This window comes from Candidatus Moraniibacteriota bacterium (assembly GCA_016699795.1).
Taxonomy (GTDB): Bacteria; Patescibacteriota; Minisyncoccia; order Moranbacterales.
Genome location: CP065011.1, coordinates 809,745 through 829,346, shown reverse-complemented (window position 1 = coordinate 829,346; position 19,602 = coordinate 809,745). Strand labels below are relative to the sequence as shown.

Annotated in this window: 13 protein-coding genes and 1 tRNA gene; 2 read left to right on the top strand and 12 right to left on the bottom strand. The window is 37.2% G+C overall.

What is annotated here, in order from left to right; all coding sequences use genetic code 11:
- The 7 genes from IPN70_03840 to secG form a co-directional block, all read right to left on the bottom strand.
- A complete protein-coding gene (locus tag IPN70_03840; protein ID QQS60994.1) occupies positions 1 to 333 on the bottom strand; it encodes a hypothetical protein in 333 nt (110 codons plus the stop codon).
- Positions 334 to 386: 53 nt separating this feature from the next.
- Positions 387 to 1,310 carry a hypothetical protein gene (locus IPN70_03835; protein QQS60993.1) on the bottom strand — a complete coding sequence of 308 codons (924 nt, stop codon included), beginning with the start codon at positions 1,308 to 1,310 and terminating at the stop codon, positions 387 to 389.
- 142 nt (positions 1,311 to 1,452) lie between these two features.
- Complete coding sequence (locus tag IPN70_03830) at positions 1,453 to 3,480, bottom strand: ribonuclease J (GenBank protein QQS60992.1); 2,028 nt, start codon at positions 3,478 to 3,480, stop codon at positions 1,453 to 1,455.
- Between the two features lie 160 nt (positions 3,481 to 3,640).
- Positions 3,641 to 3,724 (bottom strand) — tRNA-Leu (locus tag IPN70_03825).
- A 44-nt stretch (positions 3,725 to 3,768) separates the two neighbouring features.
- The gene (locus IPN70_03820) at positions 3,769 to 4,806 is read right to left on the bottom strand and encodes a bifunctional phosphoglucose/phosphomannose isomerase (protein ID QQS60991.1); all 1,038 of its coding nucleotides are present in this window, start codon (positions 4,804 to 4,806) and stop codon (positions 3,769 to 3,771) included.
- Between the two features lie 43 nt (positions 4,807 to 4,849).
- Positions 4,850 to 6,565: a hypothetical protein gene (locus tag IPN70_03815; protein ID QQS60990.1), complete on the bottom strand. Its 1,716-nt coding sequence runs from the start codon at positions 6,563 to 6,565 to the stop codon at positions 4,850 to 4,852.
- Positions 6,566 to 6,602: 37 nt separating this feature from the next.
- Positions 6,603 to 6,824, bottom strand: coding sequence for a preprotein translocase subunit SecG (secG, locus tag IPN70_03810; protein QQS60989.1), 222 nt, complete (start codon positions 6,822 to 6,824; stop codon positions 6,603 to 6,605).
- 63 nt (positions 6,825 to 6,887) lie between these two features.
- On the opposite strand from secG, the gene IPN70_03805 reads away from it, so the two are divergent.
- Positions 6,888 to 8,030: a mannose-1-phosphate guanylyltransferase gene (locus tag IPN70_03805; GenBank protein QQS60988.1), complete on the top strand. Its 1,143-nt coding sequence runs from the start codon at positions 6,888 to 6,890 to the stop codon at positions 8,028 to 8,030.
- A 6-nt stretch (positions 8,031 to 8,036) separates the two neighbouring features.
- Here the strand turns inward: IPN70_03805 and IPN70_03800 are convergent, their stop codons facing one another.
- The 4 genes from IPN70_03800 to IPN70_03785 form a co-directional block, all read right to left on the bottom strand.
- On the bottom strand, positions 8,037 to 9,137 hold the full coding sequence (locus tag IPN70_03800) for a hypothetical protein (protein QQS60987.1): 1,101 nt from the start codon (positions 9,135 to 9,137) through the stop codon (positions 8,037 to 8,039).
- 83 nt (positions 9,138 to 9,220) lie between these two features.
- The gene (recO, locus tag IPN70_03795; GenBank protein QQS60986.1) at positions 9,221 to 9,937 is read right to left on the bottom strand and encodes a DNA repair protein RecO; all 717 of its coding nucleotides are present in this window, start codon (positions 9,935 to 9,937) and stop codon (positions 9,221 to 9,223) included.
- A gap of 245 nt (positions 9,938 to 10,182) precedes the next feature.
- Positions 10,183 to 17,085 carry a fibronectin type III domain-containing protein gene (locus tag IPN70_03790; protein ID QQS60985.1) on the bottom strand — a complete coding sequence of 2,301 codons (6,903 nt, stop codon included), beginning with the start codon at positions 17,083 to 17,085 and terminating at the stop codon, positions 10,183 to 10,185.
- A 319-nt stretch (positions 17,086 to 17,404) separates the two neighbouring features.
- On the bottom strand, positions 17,405 to 18,007 hold the full coding sequence (locus tag IPN70_03785; GenBank protein QQS60984.1) for an RNA polymerase sigma factor: 603 nt from the start codon (positions 18,005 to 18,007) through the stop codon (positions 17,405 to 17,407).
- Between the two features lie 67 nt (positions 18,008 to 18,074).
- On the opposite strand from IPN70_03785, the gene tsaD reads away from it, so the two are divergent.
- Positions 18,075 to 19,202 (top strand): tRNA (adenosine(37)-N6)-threonylcarbamoyltransferase complex transferase subunit TsaD, encoded by a 1,128-nt coding sequence (tsaD, locus tag IPN70_03780; protein ID QQS60983.1) that lies wholly within the window; start codon positions 18,075 to 18,077, stop codon positions 19,200 to 19,202.
- A 63-nt stretch (positions 19,203 to 19,265) separates the two neighbouring features.
- On the opposite strand, the gene IPN70_03775 is transcribed toward tsaD, so the two are convergent.
- Entirely contained in the window at positions 19,266 to 19,463 is a 198-nt protein-coding gene (locus IPN70_03775) for a hypothetical protein (protein QQS60982.1), read from the bottom strand.
- Between the last annotated feature and the right edge of the window lie 139 nt (positions 19,464 to 19,602).

Below are 19,602 nucleotides of genomic sequence, written 5' to 3'. Positions count from 1 at the left end.
TTATTTTCTTTCATTGAGAGCCTTTTGTAATTCTTCCTCGGAATATACTTTCGTTTCAGCTTCTTTTCTTTCATCTAAAAGAGTCCGTATTTCTTCTTGGGAAAGTTCATTTTTTTGATCTCCTTCCGGAAGACGTTTATTCAAAGCCTCTCGAATTTCCTCTTCTGAATATACTGTCTCGTTATCTGTATATACTTTCAAAGACTCCTTTTTATCTCCATTCCCTTGATTACTATTCCCTTTCCAAAACAAAGCCAAGAGAACGAAAATAATCATTATAAACAAAAGGAAAATAAGAAAGGCTGAAAGATATTTTTTCTTTTTTATTATCATAAAATTTTTACTATAGTATCTATTTATTAAAAATTCTTTCTTCGTTCTTTTGTTTATGGCGTTACTTCCATATATCGAGCACACTGCGATAATCCTTTACTATCATTACAATCCTCAGAAGTACCACACGATCCCTCACATTTCCATGTCCAACGTCCTGAGGAATAATCTAAATTCTTAACCGTTCCTGTTAGGCAAAATTCGCGATCATCCTCCCCTAAAGAACCCTCTGCACATTTTAAATTCGTTCCACAGCGTCCATCTTCAGTGACTTGTTTTGTAGCCGGACAATCCAAATCCTTTCCTCCATTTTCTCCAGGACATTGCCATATAACAGGAATGGCTGAGGTAGGAAATGAAGGCGTTGTTGGAATAGACATTCCTTTATCACAAAAAGTATCTCCCGGAGAATACGCAGTCTCAGAACAAAGATAGTTTCTTTTAGCAGTTCCGCATTTTCCGTCTGTAGGAATTCCTATATAACGAAAATCGATCCAACCAAGCTCATCCGACCATGCATACGTTCCTTCAACTCCAAATTTTGTTACATCCACCCCATAGCCTGAACCACTTAATTTTATCCAACCACTCCATCCTCCAGAATTAATCCCTTCATTTTGTATCGAAAGAATCCTTGCCCAACCAGTAAGAAGATTTCCCTCTCTTTGTGCTGGATGATTAGGCCCTGCTGGATAAGGTCCTGTGGGTTGAAAATCAATCCAACCGTAATATTCGCTCCATCCATATCCTGAAACCGCTCCGTCAGCAGGAGGAATTATTACTTTGTATGTCGAGCCTCCTCCTATATTTTCATTTGTAGCACTTATCCAACCCATACCATCATATCCAGGAGGATTTGTTGGTGCAACTCCCCCTCCCCACATCCACTGACTTGTTTGAGCTTGAGCGGAAAAAGGAAGTATGAAAAAATTAAATACAAAAAATCCAAAGAAAAAAAGAAGATTCTTTTGTTTCATACTCAATATATTTTTATTATTTATTTTCATAGAATTTTTCTTTTATAAGAATATCACAAATAATATCTTTCTCCAAAATAGTAAGACTCACAAAAAAGTATACCTTTTTCAAGGTATACTTTTTTAAAAAGAAAAAGATTTCTTATACTTCCACTACAACAGGAAGAATCATTGGACGTCTTTGTGTTTTTTGAAAAAGAAATTCTCCAATTTGATCCCTAATAGCATTTTCTACAAATCGAGGATCTAACTTAGTATCTTTGGACGTTGTTCTTTTTATAATATCGCCTACACGACGTTTCGTTTCATTAACCAAGTCAAAGTTTTCTTTCACAAGAATAAATCCTCGAGAAGTTACTTGCATATTCCCAACAACCTCTTTGGTCTTCGAATCAAGAATGATAGTTATGGCAAACATACCATCTTCAGAAAGCATTTGTCGATCACGAAGAACTACGTGCCCAATATCTCCAATACCAAGTCCGTCGATGAATACATAGCTAGAATCAGCTTTTTCTTTAAGAACTTTAGGTCGTTCTCCTTTTTTAAAGTCAATTACGTTTCCGTTATCCAAAACAAATACATCTTCCACAGGATAACCAATTTCTACTGCTCGTTTTTTAGCTTCTTTGAGAAAAAAATGATTAGCATATACAGGAAGGAAATATGAAGGTTTGATCTGACGAATCATTTCACGAATATCTTCAGCTGTAGAATGTCCACTCATATGAATATCCATAATATCGCTATGGATTACATTCTCGCATTTTCGATAAAGATTATCTTTTAATCGTTGCACACTTCGTTCATTTCCAGGAATAACCGACGAAGAAAAAACGATCGTGTCTGTTTTTTGCAAAGTAATAAATCTATGATTCCCCGTAACGATTCGATTAAAAACAGCATTCGCTTCGCCTTGAGCACCGGTGCAAATAACCACAATTCTATTTTCGGGATATTTATGAATATCAGAAACCGGAATAAGTGTATCTTTTTGAACATTAAGATAACCAAGCTCTCGAGCGATTTCAATATTGGTTCGCATACTATACCCATCAAGAGCAACTTTCTTTCCAATCTTTTCCGCGTAGCTCAAAAGATAAGAAACGCGTTTAATCTGAGAAGAGAATGTTCCGATAATAACTCGTCCGGGAGCTTCCGCTATAAGATCTTCGAGATTTTTTTGCACTTGTTTTTCAGATTTAGGAGGATTTTTATTGATAGCCCCCAAACTTTCAAGCATTAAAATGGTAGGTCGAGGAAGTCGAGATAAATGAGTATACGAAATATTATTTTTTTCTATAGAATCATGTCCGATAGTCCAATCTCCGAGATGAACAATTGTTCCAGCGTCGGTAGCAAGAACAACTCCTATAGCATCCATAATCGAATGTTCAACATCGAAAAATCCTGCTTGAAATTGGCCAAGTCGGACAGTATCTCGAAAAGATTTTACATGGATAACTTTAAGTTTTGACGCTGCATTAGGATTATGTTCTTCTATTTTTCTCTTCAACATAGCAATAGTAAGATCTCTTCCCACAATAGGAGGATACCCCAATTTTTCCAAAAGAATCGGTGCTGCGCCAATATGATCTAAATGACCATGAGTAAAGATTACCCCTCGGATACGACTTTCTTTTCCTTTTAAATAATCAATATTAGGAACGATATAATCGATACCGGGCATATCTTCTTCAGGAAACTGCATTCCCATATCTACAATAACAATATCGCCATCATATTCAAACACTGCCATATTCCTTCCCACCTCTTCTTGTCCCCCAATAGGAATAACTCGAAGTGTTTTAGGCTTTACAGGTGGAACAATTTCCACTCTTGATTGATCTTGTCTTGTTGTAACACGGTCTGCACCTCCTCGAAGTGTGTGCGTTGAACCCCCAAAAGAATGAGATGGCGTTCGCTTTTGTTGCCCACCTCTTCTTCCCCCTTGCGCAGATCTTTTTCTTTGTGGTGTATTTTCATTCTGTGTCGGGGATGCTTGATTCGTTCCACTACTCACATTTTTAGCTTGATTCTTTAACGGAGATATCTCCGTTTTTCTTCTTTCAACAGATTTTTTCGCATTAAGTGTGTGCCCTTCTTTATCCTGAGGGTTCACTTTTTTTGGCGATGTTTTTCTGTCTCTTCGTATAGTATCTATAAACATATTTTCATTCTCACTGTTTAGTATTGTAATCACTTAAAAATAGAAAGAAATTTCTTTTAAAAAGTCTTATTCTATTCATCAAGGATAGAAAAATGAACCTTTTTATCAAAAGCGAGGAAATTTGATAAAAAATATTTCATTTCTCTATCCAAAAAATTCGTGGGGATAGAGAGATTTGAACTCTCATAACATTGCTATTATCAGCCCCTGAAGCTGACGCGTCTACCAATTTCGCCATATCCCCGAAGAGGTAAATTTTACAAAAAATAGTACCTCTTATCTATCAAATTAAAGCATTTTCTTAAATGCTTCAACCATATCCACAGGTGTTGGATCTATATCATAAGCGAGTGCCAAATAATACGAAACCCAGTCACCAAAAGAAAGCGTCGAGAAAAGTTTACTATATACCGTATTTCCAGAAATGTCAATAATCTTAACTTCCCTTCCTGCTTTTTTCATTAATTGCGAAAAGACTTCAAACCTACGAAGGATTCTCGGATCTTCATCCTCATCACGAAGCAAAAAGAAAGAAAATTCAGCTTGAGGATACGTAAATCCAACCATCTCATTATGATTAAGTTCTGGAAAATAATTCCAAAAAGCAGGAGTTTTTGCATTTTCATTTATCTTTATCTTCCAAGTCATCGCCAAAGCTCGAAATCTTTCCGAAGAATATATAATTGGTGTTTTACCCTTCAAAGATTCTCCTATTTCCTTGGCTATCATTTCTTGATTCTCAATGCATTGTTGCATATTTTTTGCTTCAGAAAGAATCTCTTCACGAAGAATTTCCGGAAGAATACCACTACGAATCAAAATGCCAATAAGTACAGAGAAAAAATGACCTGACGCCATCCGTGGCTGAAAATTCAAAAAAGGAATAGGAAGTTTTACAAAAGGAATATCTAATTCCAAACATCGACGTTCTAATGTTCCTCCACTTGATACACCAATAAGAGGAAATCCTTTTTTTGCAATAACTTCCAATGCTGAAAGCGTTTCTTCTGTATTTCCAGAATGCGAACATATAATATGCAATGTTTCCTTGGAACTTTCCAAAGGAGTTTCATAAGAACGAAAAGATGAAAAAGGAATATAAGGAAAATGTAAGCGAACCGCCGCATCTCGAATATAAATATCCGTTATATCACAAGGAAGGGCACTTCCTCCCATACCAAAGACTAGGATTCGCTTATAAGGCTTTACTAAAGGTATAATTTCTTTCGTGGCATTATCTACAGTACAGAAACCTTCTTGAAATTGAGCATATTCTTCAAGAATAACTTTTCGCATATTTGAAGGATCTTTTTCTCTATTTTCCATAGTATTTCTTTTTTAAAACTTTAAAGATTTCTCCTTTATGTGTTTACTTTTTCCAAATACGATTTGTTTTTATATACCAATTTTCAATATCGTAAAACCTATTAGCGTCTTCGGTGAGCCTCTTTAAGGTAACTCCTTGAATACTTTTATCCAAAGGATATATGTATGAGGGAGAATAAAGATAGAGAGCAGGACTCTCTTCCGCAAAAATGCGTGTAGTTCCTTCTGATGCCTTTTTTCTTTCTTCATCGTTTTGTGAAATAAGAAGCGTATCAAGAAATCCATCGAGTTCATCATTTTTGTACACTGAAAAATTCAATCCTGGATCCTTTGTTTTAGTAGAATGCCAAAAGGGAGAAATATCGGGAATGAATGTTGTCATGTGGGCGTAGAGCAAAGAATCATATTCTCTAGGTTTCATATAATTATTAAAGAGATCATGATCAGGAAGGACTTTTACATTGACCCTTACTCCTATAACCTCCCACTGTGATTTCAAAGCATCTGCAGTAACAGAAAGATCCTGAATAATATCTCCTGTATACATATCAAATTCAATACGAACTCCATTCTTCTCTCGCACACCATCAGCTCCCAACTTCCAACCATTCTCTTCTAAAAGATCTTTTGCTTTTTTTTGACGATCTTCAAATGATTCTTCCGTGAAGCTTTCTTCCAAAAAAGGTCCTCGAACAACCTTTCCTTTTCCAGAAAGAATATCTTCAACAATTTTTGTACGATTCGTGGCAAGATTAAGTGCATTTCTTACTTCCTTATAGGCAAGAGATTTACTTTTTGATTGATTAAAATACACAACAAAAAAATGAGGTACTTCAATAGCATGAAGATTAAGACGTTCAACGTGATCTCCTAATTCTTGAAGGTCAGAAGTATCAATGCCACTCAAACCCTTCACTTCTTTATTCTTATAAGCCTGACGCAAAGACTCTCTATCTGGATAAAATTTAAAAATAACTTTTGAAATATTTGGTTTTTTTCCATAATATTTAGCAAAGGAAGAAAGTTCATAAATAAGAATCTTCCCTTCAGTGTCCTTTTGAGATTGCTCGAAACGATAAGGACCAGTCCCTATAGGCTCTAAGTTGGAAGGGTGAAGTGCAAAGTTTTGGGGAGGAATACTTTCCCAAATATGTTTTGGTAAAATTCCCACAGTAAGATTTTCTTTAAAATTTGCCCTCGGACTTTGTAAAGTAAAAATAGCTTGATAATCATTTTCTCCTCTTTTTACACTAACATCAAGCCAAATATTTCTAAAAGGACTACTATATTCAGCATTCTTTATTGTATCAATTGTAAAAGTTATATCATGAGCATTCAAAGAAACTCCGTCATGCCAAAGAACGTCTTCTCGAAGCTGTACGGTATAGGTTTTTCCGTCTTCAGAAACTTCCCAGCTTTTTGCAATATCTTCTATGAGGTTTCCTTGCGCATCATATTTTAAAAGTCCAGAATAAACTAATCGAGAAATTTCATGATCTGGGATATTTGCTTTCGAAAATATTGGATTGATACGATGAGGATTTCCTATTGTTCCCTCTATATACGTCCCTCCTTCTTTAGGGATGGCTATAGTAAAATGTTTGTAAACCAAATTTCCCCAATAAAAAATAGAACTTGCAATAAGAATAAATAAAGAACCCACGACAAGTTTTTCGCGAAAAGAAAACGAACGAAGAGCCCCCCACCATCCGAGGGTAAATCGACTTACAGAAGAAGTGCTTTTTCGATACAACGACATAGGCGCGTATTCATTTTTCCAAAATCACAATAAATCTCTACGAGACGGTCCAGACATTTGCCAGAGACAAAGCGAGAAACGCAAAAGAAAGGAAGATTGATATACGGACAAGAAACTTTTCAAATCCCCGCTTTGTGTGGTAACTTGAAAAAGAATCTCCCCCAAAACCTCCCCCAAGACTCGACCCACGATTTTGCATAAGTATGGAAACAATGAGCAAAAGAGATACAATCACTTGAAGAACTTCTAAAGTATGCATAATATATAAAGAGAAGATTCACAATCATTTATACGTAAAACATAGTTAACAGTACCAATCTCTATGAAAAAAGTCAACGACAAATCAGAAGATGTTATAAAAAAACCTTTGAAAGAAAGGATTATTGTTATTATGGCAGGTGGAACAGGAACAAGACTTTGGCCCATTTCACGATCGTCAAAACCCAAACAATTCCACACACTTCTTTCTTCGAAAACACTTCTTCAGGAAACATATGAACGAGCTCTCTCAATAGTACCAAAAAATAATATCTACATCTCTACCACAAAGAGATACCAGGATCTTGTTTTTCAAAACATTCCCGATATTTCACAAGATCATCTTATTATCGAACCCGCTCAACGAAGCACTGCTCCCGGAATAGCACTAGCCGCACTTGAACTTTCCTTTCTTCATAAGGATGCCATTATAGCAACCATTGCTTCAGATCATGCTATTGGCAATATCAAAGAATTCTCCGATGCACTTAAGACATCTTTTGAGGCTATTGAAGAATTTCCTGATAGCATTGCAACTCTCGGTATTAATCCCACGCATCCCTCCACAGCATTTGGATATATAAAAATTGGAAAAGAAATAGAAAATACTTTCACAAAACGTGTTTTTCATGCTGACGCTTTCAAAGAAAAACCCCAAATTGCAACCGCGAAAAGATACCTTTCTGGATGGGAGTATCTTTGGAATGCGGGATATTTTGTTTTTATTCCAGGATCACTCTTAGAACTCGTGAAAGAATATGCACCTACTATTTGGAAACCTCTTAGAAAAATTAATAAAGAACTCCAAAAACCACATCCTTCCAAAAAAACTATTGAAACTCTTTATCTTACTATGCCAGAAGATCCTATCGATACTGCCATTATCGAAAAAATGCCCAAAGATAAAAGACTTGTTATCCCGACTGATCTTGAATGGGATGATATTGGAAACTGGGAAGCGCTCTATGACTTTCTCAAAAATCGATATAATTCCTCTATCGTTGCCAAAGGAAATCATATTGATTTAGGAAGTAAAGAATGTTTTATTTCTGGCCAAAATAAACTCATCACCACACTCAATCTCAAGAATATTGTTATTATAGATTCTGAAGATGCTATTCTCGTAGCAGATAGAAAAACTGTAGGAAGCGATATCAAGAAACTTATTGATAAACTCAAAAAAGAAGGTAAATGTCCCTACCTTTAAAATCTTTTATATCTCTGTTCGACTTGAAAATCGAAAAGTATTTTCTTTAAATTTTTCAAATATCCGAGGCCCATGGGGATCGGGAAGGAAAATTAAAGCATCATCATTAGCTACAATGTAACTTCCTAGTTCATTTGTTTTTGGATTTTTGAGAATCTTTTGTTTTTGCCAAACTCGAAGTTTTTTTTCAAGGATTCCCCAAAAAGGAATAGCTTCCAAAAAACGCTGAAGAATTTTTCCTAAAGAATTTTTCTCTAAACAAATCATATTTTTGGCTCGAGGAATTTCCCAAAGAGGAAAAAATGATCGTATCCACAAATTTTCCCTTAAGAATCTTTCAAACAATCTTTCATTACACAAAGGAAGAGAAAGGATATATTCCTTGGCGGAAAAAAGATCTCGTAATTGAAGAGAAAGAGCTCCATCGGAAATGAAATGATTAAGACATATTCTATCTTTAATATAATGAGCATATCTTCTCTTCCCCAAAAGCTGCGTCACAAAAACCATAAGAAAACGAGCTGTCCAAATATGCCCTCGTCGGACAACTATTAAAACATCCCAATCACTATTTTTTGTTGCATTTCCAGACGATAATCCACCAGTAACAATAATTGATCGAATAAAAGGAATGTATCGCAAAAAAGAAGCCCAGGAATGAAGTTTCCAAAGTTTCTCATCTGAAATTTTTTTATTCTTTTTTCTTATCTCATGTTCTTCTTTTTTTGAAGAAATTATATAGAATCCTTCAGAAAAAACTAAGAAATTTTCTCTCACAAGATCATCTAAAACTCGAAGAATTTCACTATAGGAAACATTTCCCGGCTCCAAACGATGAGAATTTTCTCCAAAAAGATATTGCGTGTCCAAACAAAAACGCCAAATTTCTAAAGCTGTAAGTGATTTTTCTATCGCGTCAAAGTAACATACCGTAGAAAGAATGTTCTTTCGAAGTTGATTTCTTGGAAAAGATTTCTTTATCGAATGCTCAATCATAATTGTTTTATCTCGCTTATTTCTTTTATAGGGCTGTCGATATTCTCCTTTCGTAACGAAACTTGGAAATTGTAGTAAAAAGCGGAGCTTGGCAATAATTCTTTCATCCAACCGAAATACAATGATACGCTATTTTCTTTTCCTTGTCATCCATTTTTTATGAAAATATTTGCCTTTTTAAAATTTTATTAGAGCTATTCCAAATTTCGAAAGAACATTTCTAGAAGATTACGCATTTGATCGCTCTGTTTTCTAGATACATGAATTTTTCCTAAATTTTCTATAGCATTCGTGGCAAATAATCGAAATAATTTTATATTATTTTTTTCTATTTCTAATCCTACACTTTCTATTAAAGAACAATTGCTACATAAAATTCCTCCTTGTTGTATACCAAAGAAGAATTGCTCACCTTCAAGTTTTTCCAGACAAGAAACGCAACGCGATATTTCAAAAGAAAATCCCATATGAGAAAGTAATTGAAATAAAAAACCACTTCCCATTAAAGAGAATCTTTCTTCTTTTCCAAGGATTGAAAAATGTTTTGCTTTTTTTAAAAAAGACATCAAAAGGTCAAAAATATTTTCATTCTTATCATGCTCTACTGTATATCGATTCATGTAATAGAGAATATTCATCATTTCATGCGCAATGGGAAATATCAGATCTTCTTCAAAAAAAGATTGTTCACAGAAAGCAGACGTCACTCGACCCATGCCCCGTGATCGCATAATCGAAACGGAAGACAACATTCCAGTTTCTAAATGAGAAGAAAGTTTTGCTCCATTTTTTCTACTTCCAGGGGCTTTTACAACAATTTTTCCTTCTTCTTTTGTATACAAAATATACATTCGATCAGCTTCTCCGATATCTTTCTTTCCCAAAATAATAGCTGAATATCTATACTCCATACACAATCTGCTTCTCTAAACTTTTTCAAAAGATATTTAAGAATATTCTTTCTTTATACTCTAGATAAGATCTTTTTGAAAATTTCTTTTCTTCTTTTATGAATATGAGTTAAGAAAGTTTTCCACCAAAGGCGGGTCAAATCTCCATTCCTCGAAGACTCATCGATCGAAAAGATAAGAAGAAGAAGAAGAAGGAGGAGGAATCACTGCTCACAAAGACAAAAAGGCAATAAATCTCTCCCCTCCTACCCTCCCGTCCAAGCAAAGATTTCTTTGAAGTTCTTTATGATGAGTTCTACAACAGATTCTTTTGTTTGTGGTGTAAGGGTGATGTAGTCTTTGGTTATGGTTTCATTCCCACTCAGATCTTTTACTATGACTTTGTAAGAGTAGAGAGTTCCTGGTTTCCAAGAGGTGAGTACAATGATGTGATTCTTTGTTGGGGAAGAACTTACATTCACTGTTTTTTCTTCTCCTGCTCTTCCTTCTTTGTAGATGAGGGAGGAAGAAGCATCTTCATCTGTTTGCCAGTTAATAATCATTTGTACTTTTCCGTTTTGTGAAAGAGCGGAGTCGGTAGAGACTCTTTCTACTGTAGGAGAAGTTTCATCTTTTTGCATAGTGAATTCTATCTCATCAGAGAGAGTTTCATTTCCCATATCATCTCTGACTCGTACAGTAAGAACGTAGTTTTCTCCAGGAGTGAGTTCTTTGAGGGTGAGGGAGTGAGTTTGGAGGAGGGAGGGATTTCCTTCACTCTTTTGATCTTCTTCTTTGTTTTTGTTTTTGTAGGTTACAAGAGAGTCGGTAAGAGTATCAGTAAGGAAGTTTACTTTTGCTTCTCTGTCTGAAAGAACTTCTATCTTGATTTCTTTGATTTGTGGTGGAGACTTTGGTTCAAAGGTAGAGTCGGAAGAAGAGAAGAGATTTTTTGATTCATCTTCTCCTTTTACTCGGAAGTGGTAGGTAGAGTTTTCTAAAAGATTGTTTATGATAATTTCATGATCTTTTTTGAGTTCTTCACTTTTTCTTGTTTGTCCATAGTTTTCTGTGTTTCCATATTCAACAATAGAGGTAGTGGGAGTGGAAGTTTTCCATGTGATAGTTGTTTCCCCTATTTGTTTGGAAGAAGCTTTAATGGAAGAGATGGAAGAAGGAGATTGCGTTTGGAAGGTTTGTTGGGAGGAGGTGCCTATGTTTCCGGCGGTGTCGGAAGATCCTGTGGAGAAGAAGTATTTAGTAGATGGGATGAGACCTCGCAGAGTTACGGAGTGGGAGGTGGTGTATTTGGTGGGGTCGAAGTTGACAAGACTGTCACCACCAAATTGAAGAGTCTCCTTCGTCGTCCCATATCTCACCTGTGAGTTTGAAACTTCATCCGTCTCCCAACTCACCACTGCACTCTCTCCTGTAATGTCTTTGACTTTGACTCCTGAGATAGAGGGAGGAGTAGATTCTGCTTGTTCACTTCCACTGTCTACTTGTTTGAGTTTTGTTGTGAAGCTTTTTTCTTCACTCTCTATGAGGGTTCCAAGATTATCTTCACAAAGAAGTTTGTAGAAGTAGGTTGTGTTAAAGATGAGTCCTCCAAGATGCAGGGAATGGAGTGTGTCATAGATTCCTGTCGCTTCTGTTTGAGGAACTTCTTGGTAGTTTCTTGATTGGGTTCCATATTCAAGGATGCAGTTTGCTGCTTGATCCGTCTGGAAGGTTATGACTGCTTTTTGATCAGTGAGTACTTTAGGAGGATCACTGATAGTATGAATCTTTGAAAGAGGTGCATGATTGTATTCTGGATCTAAGGTTGTTTTCATTGTTTGTATATCACTCTGTGATTCGTTTTGATTGATATCTTTAACACTCACTTGATATTCATACTCTGTATCAGGAGTAAGAGTATCGAGTACCCTGTAGTGAGATCTATCGTATGTTGTTCCTTGTTCTGTTTGTGTGAAGGTAAGGCTTCCTTTTTTTCTGTACTGAAGGAGGAAGGATGCTTCTTCATCTGTGTTTGCTGTAATAACTGCTTTGTCATTTGAGATAAGAGATGTTTGAAGATTCGTTATGGTAGGAGGTGTTTCGTCGAGTGTTGTAGAGAATTGAAAATAGTTTCCTCCATTATTGTCATTGGCAATGTTTCCTTGTGAGTCGGTGGAGGTAACGTAGAAATAGTAGGTGGTTCCTTGAGTAAGAGCATCTAAGGTTACTTGATGATTTTTTGTAAGAACACTTGATCCGGAGAGAGTGATAGGATCGATAAGAGATCCATTCTTGTTTTCACTGTAATGGAGTACAGAGTCTGCAGGGACATTCGTATTCCAGAATATGGTTGCTTGTGTGTTAGAAGCACTTGATACCGCTACACCACTGATAGAAGGTCCAGGATTCGTTGTGACTTCATATCCATTGCCATTATTGTCATTGACTCCGGTATTGCCTTGAGGATCAGTAGAGGCAACTCTAAAGAAGTAGGGAGTGTTTGGTGTGAGGTTGGTAAGAGTGACTCTATGAAGTCCTGATTGTGCTTGGGTGTCAGCATAGGTAGAGACTCCTGTTTGTTTGGTATAGGTGTTGGGAGTGGTTGCATATTCTACACGAGAGTCAGAGAGTTCATCTGTTTCCCATGTGATAGTTACGGTTGTGGTGTCTTTAGATTCTACGGTTACGTTTTGTAGAACAGGAGGGGTTTGATCTGATCCTCCTCCACCTTCTCCGAAGTCTTGAATACCATTTGCTTTCATCGTAACGGTTTGTGAGAAGAAAGAAACATTTCCTGGTGTGTCTGTTGTCTTTGCTTTGTAGGTGTAGAGAATGTCTGGTTGTGGGGTAGCATCAGTAAGGAAGTTTGTTGTTCTTGAGGTTATGATATTTTGAAGCGTATAGGTAGTAGCGTCATCACTTCTATAGAGTTTGTAGTTTCCGAATCCTGTTGGAGGTTCTTCTATTGTTTTGAATCCTACGAAGGCTCGGTATTCTGGAGGGGTAAGAAGCATATTACTCGTATCTTGAGAAATGACTCGTGTAGGAGTTTCTGGAGTAGTTGTGTGTATGGTTTGTGTTTCATTCCCGTATTGATCTTTGAAGCGAGTATAGACAATGTCGGGATCAGTTTCGAGTTTTATTGTTACCGTTGCATTAAAAGGTTCCCAAGGAGAGTTGGTAAGGTTTTCGTCAAGAGAAATCTTCATCTGTGTTGGAGAGTCATCACTGACTCCAAGAGTAAGAACAGATGTGGTGGAGGGAATGGTGAGGTCTTGAGTGGAAGCATCAACAAGGAGGGAGGGATTGGTGGGAGTTTTTGTATCGAGGGTGTAGTTTACTGAAGTCATGGTGTATGAAGCAACTTGATACGAAGCGATGAGTCGAACTCTGGAGGTAGAAGAGAAATGTTCAGGGATATCTGTTTTTGGAATCCATACCAGACTTTTGTTTCCTGTAGATACATTGAGTCCGATATCCCCTGTTACACTTACTGCTTCTATCCATGTACTTCCATTGAAGTATTCAAGAGTGAGTGTTGTATTGTTTTGGATAGTAGGTTGAATCTCATAGTCATAGGAAATGAGAACCTGTCCGAGTGTAGCTTCTTGGTATGATTGAGAAACGGTAATGGAGGTAAGAGGTCTTGTGTCTATACCAAAAGGATCACTTACAAGGAATTTGTTATTGTTTGCTGCTTCATTGTCTGTAATGGTGAGTCGTATGCGTACATTGTTTGTTTGTGTATTAAGACCGAGTTGTTGTTGAGCGTTCCAATTAATGGAATAGGTTTTGTAGGTATCGGTAACTTTATTCTCCATGATAGTATCAGCGTTTTGATCAGAAATATCTCCTCCAAAGGGTGCGCTGTTGTAGGTAAAGAATGAAGAAGAGATGGTATGCCAGCTTGATCCATCATCAAGAGAATATTCAAAGGTAGGAGTGATGTAGTTGGGAGTATAGGTTCCTGTTTGTGTATCGATATCTTGAATACTGTAGGTAAAGGTAATGGTATCATTGGGAGTAGATTGAGAAGCACTTACTGATTCTATTTCAGGAGGAGCGTTTACAACATAGGAAACACTTACATCATCGACTTGAGGTTGAGAAAGAAGGTCAGGAGAAGAAAGATCTACTTTGTATTGAAAGAAGCGATCTCCTATAGTATCTCGTAGAGTATTAGGGATAGAAGAAAGAGAGCAGATAACATTGATTCCATTCTTTGTACATCCTGAGGTAAGAGAAGAAGCAGTGGACTGTGCAAGTTGTGTCCAGGGGGAAGAAGAAAGATTTTCTTTCGTTCCTGCAGTTTTGAGAGAGATGGTTACGGTTGTATTTGCTGGGAGTATTTCATTTTCTTTCCATTCTATTGTTCCCATGACATTAGCATCACTACTGGAATCAAATGCTGAAGAGATAAGAGAACCAGCAAGGTATCCAGATTTAAGTGAACCTGCGCTTCCATCAGTTGCAGGTGCGGTAGCTCCTTTTGTTCCTCCGAGTGTTTGAATCGTTTGATTGGTAAATGTTTTGTTTTCATAGGCATAGGCGATTCTTCCTCCTCCCCCTCCTCCTCCACCACCTTGTCCCGCCCCACCATTGGCTTGAAGCTTTCCACCGTTTATGGTGAAGTTTTTTGCATAGAGTATGTTTATAGATCCTCCTGATCCTCCTCCACCATTGGTGAGTCCAGCGCTACCGTTACTGGATATGGTTCCATAGAGGTTGAGATTGTTATTCGTTCTGATTCGTATATCTCCTCCTCCTGTTCCTCCTGTAGACTTTCCTCCTCCACTTCCAAGATCTTCGGGAACAAAGTCATTTCCATAGGTGTTAGGGGAAGTTGCTCCATCACTACTATTTCCTCCTCTTCCTCCATATGTTCCTCCTGATCCATATCCAAGAGAGCCTGTTGTTCCTGCTCCTGTTCCAAGAGTAGGAGTGTAACCTTTCGTGTTGGTGTTTATGGATGCTCCTGTACCACTTACTCCATGAATAGTGAGATTGGTAGAAATGAGAGTTCCTGTTCCATTGGCTACTATGTGTGAGGTGTCAGTAGAAGAGTTAAGAGTTCCTATGGTTATGTCTCCTGTAGTGTTAAGAGTGGTTCCTGTAGGAATGGCAAGAAGTCCTTTGTTTTTTACAATGATGTTTCCGAGAGAGAGGGAGTTGTTGGTGAAGTTGTCTTGGGGGATGAGGGTTTGGGCTGAAGTGGAAATGTTGTTGTTGTCTATGGTGAGGGTGCCATTGTTGGGGCCTTGAGAGACAGTTTCAGTGTAGATGGTTCCGGCAGCTCCACCCACTCCAAATGATTGCATTGTTACTAATCCGAAATCGTTTCCAGAGGTAAGTTTGACAGCAATACGTCCACCTGCACCACAAGGAGATTGAGCCCCTTTGGTAATTATACTTCCCGAACCAGAAAGAGTTTCTGTAATAATATTAACAGATCCGCCTGACCCCGATCGAGATCCGTTATAAACAGTTGAGCTTGAACTAACAATTCCTGCTATATTTGTATTTCTTGAAACTGTTAATTGAATAGACCCACCACCATACACATTTGTTCCCCCACCACTGCCATAGTTAACTGGTGAAGTAATAGACCCATAAGTAACGCCCAAAGGAAGGGCTTGACCACCATAAGATCCACAATATGGATTTGTTCCTCCATAACCCGGACCACTACCATATCCCTTATCATCAGCATTAATTTGTCCTCCGGTTTGAATGTCAAGGTTTCCTCCTATGTCCATAAAAAGACGATGGGTCTCGGAAGAATAGTCACTGGTATGAGTAAGATAACCATTATTGAGAATCGTAACATTTCCGGTAACAGTGAATTTGTTTGTTGGGGATCCGTTGGTAATAATAAGTTGTGTCTGAGCTGATCCTCCACCGAGAGTAAGATCTCCAGTGATGGTATAGGGAGCGTAAAAATTGTAAAAAAGAGGAAGAGAAAAAGAATGGGTATTTAATGGAGGGATAAAAGTTCCACCATTTACCATTATTCCACTTATGGGAGTGGCGTCTGTTGTGGTAATTGTTACATTACTAATATCCAACGTCGTTCCTGTTGGTACACTGATTTGTCCTTTGTTTTTTAGGACAAGATTTTTAATCGTCCATGTTTGTGTTGCGGGAATAGCGGTAAAAACGGAAGAATTTTGATTGTTATTATCAATAATTACCGTTCCATTCCCCTCTCTTTGACTTGCCGTTTCAGTGTAGATGGTACCGGCTGCTGCACCACCATAACCATATGCCCGCATCATAACAGATCCAAAATTATTACTAGACGTGAGCTTTATAGCAATACGACCACCCCCCCCAATTCCCTGCGAAGTCCCATATGAAGCTACTACTCCATCCGCACGAATAAGACCAGAGCCGTTAAGTGAACCTGTTTTTAAAGAGATAGTTCCTCCTGAGCCACACCGATTTGCAGATGAAATACTACTAGAAGCAACAATCCCATTAATCGTTGTTTCTCCGACAACTTCAAGAACAGTAGAACCCCCGCCAAGCGTCCCATTGCCAGCGCCTCCGCTTCCTATATTTACGGGATCAGAGATTGACCCATAAGTATCGATAAAAGTAGAACCACAGCCACCTTGTCCACCATAAGAAGCGCCTTGACTTGAACAGCCCCCATTTCCTGGTCCACTACTATATCCTTTAACATCCACATTAATCTGCCCTCCTGTCTGAACATCGAGATTCCCTCCGATATCCATAAAGAGTCTATGGGTTTCTGTAGTAGTGTTTGCGGTGTGGGTAAGGTAACCATTGTTGAGAATCGTAACATTTCCTGTAACATTCAATTTTTTGTTTGTATCATTTCCGTTGTACCCATTACTCATAGTAAGAGTAGAAGTTGATGCTCCTCCTCCAAGAGTAAGAGATTGTATAGTAATGGTTCCACCATTTACATCGAGTGTAGGTTGATTCGTTCCTGTGTAATTTATAACAACATCATCTGTGCTTGTAGGAACAGTTCCTGTATTCCAGTTCGTTACTGTAGTCCAAGCAGTGCTTGTTGTTCCTGTCCAGGTTACAGTGGAAGCATGAGTAGGAGAAGAAAAAGAAAAAAAGAAAACACAAAGAATTCCAAAAAGAAAAGGAAGGGAAAAGTGAAAGAAAAATTCTTTTTTAAAGTCATTCTTCACATTTGTTTTTCTTCTATTTTTTATTCATAACATTTCTATAGTATCATTTTTTTATTTTTTTGGAAATTGAGTTTTTTCACTTTTTTTATATCTTCTCTCCCTTTGCTAAAAGGGAGTACCCGAGTCTTCGAGGGGGAGGGATTTGTATTGATTTCACAAAAGAATTTCATACAAAGAAAATCCCCCTCAATCCCCCTTTTTCTAAGGGGGAGGAATTAGCTCTGGATTGCCACTTCACGCGAAGACTCCTCCTCGCAATGATTCGAATCGGACTGGATTGCTTCGCTACACTTACAAAGACGGAAAAGAGAAAACTTTTTTATTTTACTAAAGTATTCATCTCTCGAAGAAGTCTTTTTTTTGCTCGACTAATGAGTGTTCCTACGGTATTTGTTGGTCTATCAATAATCTTTGCTATCTCTTCATACGAATGATCCAAATAAAATCGCAGTATCAATATTTCTCTATACTTTTCATTCAATCTTTCTAGAGCAAGCCGAACATCATCACGAACTTCTTTGCGAATCCATTCTTCTTGAGCTGATCGTTCCTTACTCGAAGATTCTAATCGATCTTTGGCAGTTACAATATCTTCCCAAGAAAGAAATATTTTTTGACTTCTTCTCTTAAGATAATTTACTGCTTCATTGTGAGCAATTCTATAAATCCAAGAAGAGAATTGCCTTTCTTGATCAAAACTTGAAAATTTTTCATATGCTTTTACAAAAACATTTTGCAAAAGATCTTCCGCCTCTTCTTTCCCCCCCACAAAATGCCTAAGGTAAAAAAACAATTTTTCTCGGTAACGACCAAGGAGATCATTAAAATATTTTTCATTTCCTTTTCGGATTTGCAAAACAAGATCTTTATCGCTACTATTATTTAATTCGTCTTTTTCTTGAGCATTTTCATTTTTTCCCATAAAACGAGCATATTTTCCTCTTCAATAAATCGCACATATCATTCAAAAATAACCTATTTTTAGCAATATGTCAACAATTCTTTCCCTAGAAACTTCTTGCGACGATACTGCCTGCGCTATTATCGAAAAGAAAAATAATAGTATACACGTTCTTTCTAATGTTATATCTTCTCAAACACAGATTCATTCTCAAAATGGCGGAGTTATACCCAATCTAGCAGCTCGAGAACACACCAAAAACATATTACCCGTTATCGAGAATACTCTCTCTCAAGCTCGATGTTCCATTGAATCCTTAGATGCTCTCGCCGTAACTATCGCACCAGGACTTATTCCTGCTCTTCTTGTAGGAACCACTACAGCACAAACACTTTCTTGGCTTTGGAAGAAGCCTCTTCTGGGAATACATCATATAGAAGGTCATATTTATGCCAATTTTGCACCAAAAGATGAAAATGATACCGTTATTGATTCCTTACGATTTCCCCTTCTCGCTCTCGTAGTAAGTGGTGGTCACACACAACTCGTTTTAATGAAAGAACATTTTTCTTATTCTATTATTGGTGAAACGCAAGATGATGCCGTTGGAGAAGCTTTCGACAAAACAGCCCGTGTTCTGGGACTTCCTTATCCAGGTGGACCAGAAATTTCTCGCCTTGCACAAGAATTTCGAAATGAAAATGGAAATGAAAATATCATTCAATTTCCTCGCCCAATGATACATTCTCCTAATTTTCACTTTTCTTTTTCTGGTCTCAAAACAGCAGTTCTTTATACCGTAAAAACGTATCGCAAAGAAAACAATCTCTCTGAAAATGATCCTCTTCCGAAACATTTTCAAAAGGCAGTGAGTGCTGGATTTGAAGATGCTTGTGTTGATGTTTTATTATCCAAAACACAAAAAGCAATTGAACGTTTTTCTATTCAGTCAGTACTCATTGCTGGAGGCGTAAGCGCTAATATTCATTTACGAGAAATGCTCAAAAAATGCATCGACGAAAAGTTTCCTCATATTTTTCTCCGACTTCCTCAAAAAGATCTTTCTCTTGATAATGCCGCCATGATTGGTATAGCCGGATTACTCCGTTGGGATTTATTTTCTGATTCTGAAAAACAAAAAGCTTCTACTCTTTGGAAAAATCTCGAGGCTCGAGCAAACTTCTCTCTTGAAGACTATGCTCACACTATGAAATAATCACTTCTTTAAAAAAATAAAAACCGTCAATTATTCTTTGTAATAATCGACGGCTAGAGTTTTTTATTGTTGGTGACTACAATATTTTTTCCAATAGAGTGATCTTGTAATCTGTCCCATAGAATCAAGTTCATATTCTAAAAGAGAAATTTTTTCTCGAAGAAGAGCGTTCTCTTTTTGAAGATCATCAATACGATTTTCTTCTTCACTTCGAAAAAATCTACTAGACAAAACAAACAACTTCGTAGTAATTTCTAACATACGTTTTTCCTCTCTGTTCAAAATACTGATTTCTATTCTAAAAGCAAAAAAATTCTTCGTCAATTTTTCCTTATAGCCCAAACACACAACCACTCATTTTCTCTTGTCATATGAGTCAAAAGTGTTATCATAGAACACA

Excerpts from the sequence above, each read along its gene's own strand:
- IPN70_03840 (QQS60994.1), bottom strand. The coding sequence starts at position 333 with ATGATAATAAAAAAGAAAAAATATCTTTCAGCCTTTCTTATTTTCCTT.
- IPN70_03835 (QQS60993.1), bottom strand. The coding sequence starts at position 1,310 with ATGAAACAAAAGAATCTTCTTTTTTTCTTTGGATTTTTTGTATTTAAT.
- IPN70_03830 (QQS60992.1), bottom strand. The coding sequence starts at position 3,480 with ATGTTTATAGATACTATACGAAGAGACAGAAAAACATCGCCAAAAAAA.
- IPN70_03820 (QQS60991.1), bottom strand. The coding sequence starts at position 4,806 with ATGGAAAATAGAGAAAAAGATCCTTCAAATATGCGAAAAGTTATTCTT.
- IPN70_03815 (QQS60990.1), bottom strand. The coding sequence starts at position 6,565 with ATGTCGTTGTATCGAAAAAGCACTTCTTCTGTAAGTCGATTTACCCTC.
- secG (QQS60989.1), bottom strand. The coding sequence starts at position 6,824 with ATGCATACTTTAGAAGTTCTTCAAGTGATTGTATCTCTTTTGCTCATT.
- IPN70_03805 (QQS60988.1), top strand. The coding sequence starts at position 6,888 with ATGAAAAAAGTCAACGACAAATCAGAAGATGTTATAAAAAAACCTTTG.
- recO (QQS60986.1), bottom strand. The coding sequence starts at position 9,937 with ATGGAGTATAGATATTCAGCTATTATTTTGGGAAAGAAAGATATCGGA.
- IPN70_03785 (QQS60984.1), bottom strand. The coding sequence starts at position 18,007 with ATGGGAAAAAATGAAAATGCTCAAGAAAAAGACGAATTAAATAATAGT.
- tsaD (QQS60983.1), top strand. The coding sequence starts at position 18,075 with ATGTCAACAATTCTTTCCCTAGAAACTTCTTGCGACGATACTGCCTGC.
- IPN70_03775 (QQS60982.1), bottom strand. The coding sequence starts at position 19,463 with ATGTTAGAAATTACTACGAAGTTGTTTGTTTTGTCTAGTAGATTTTTT.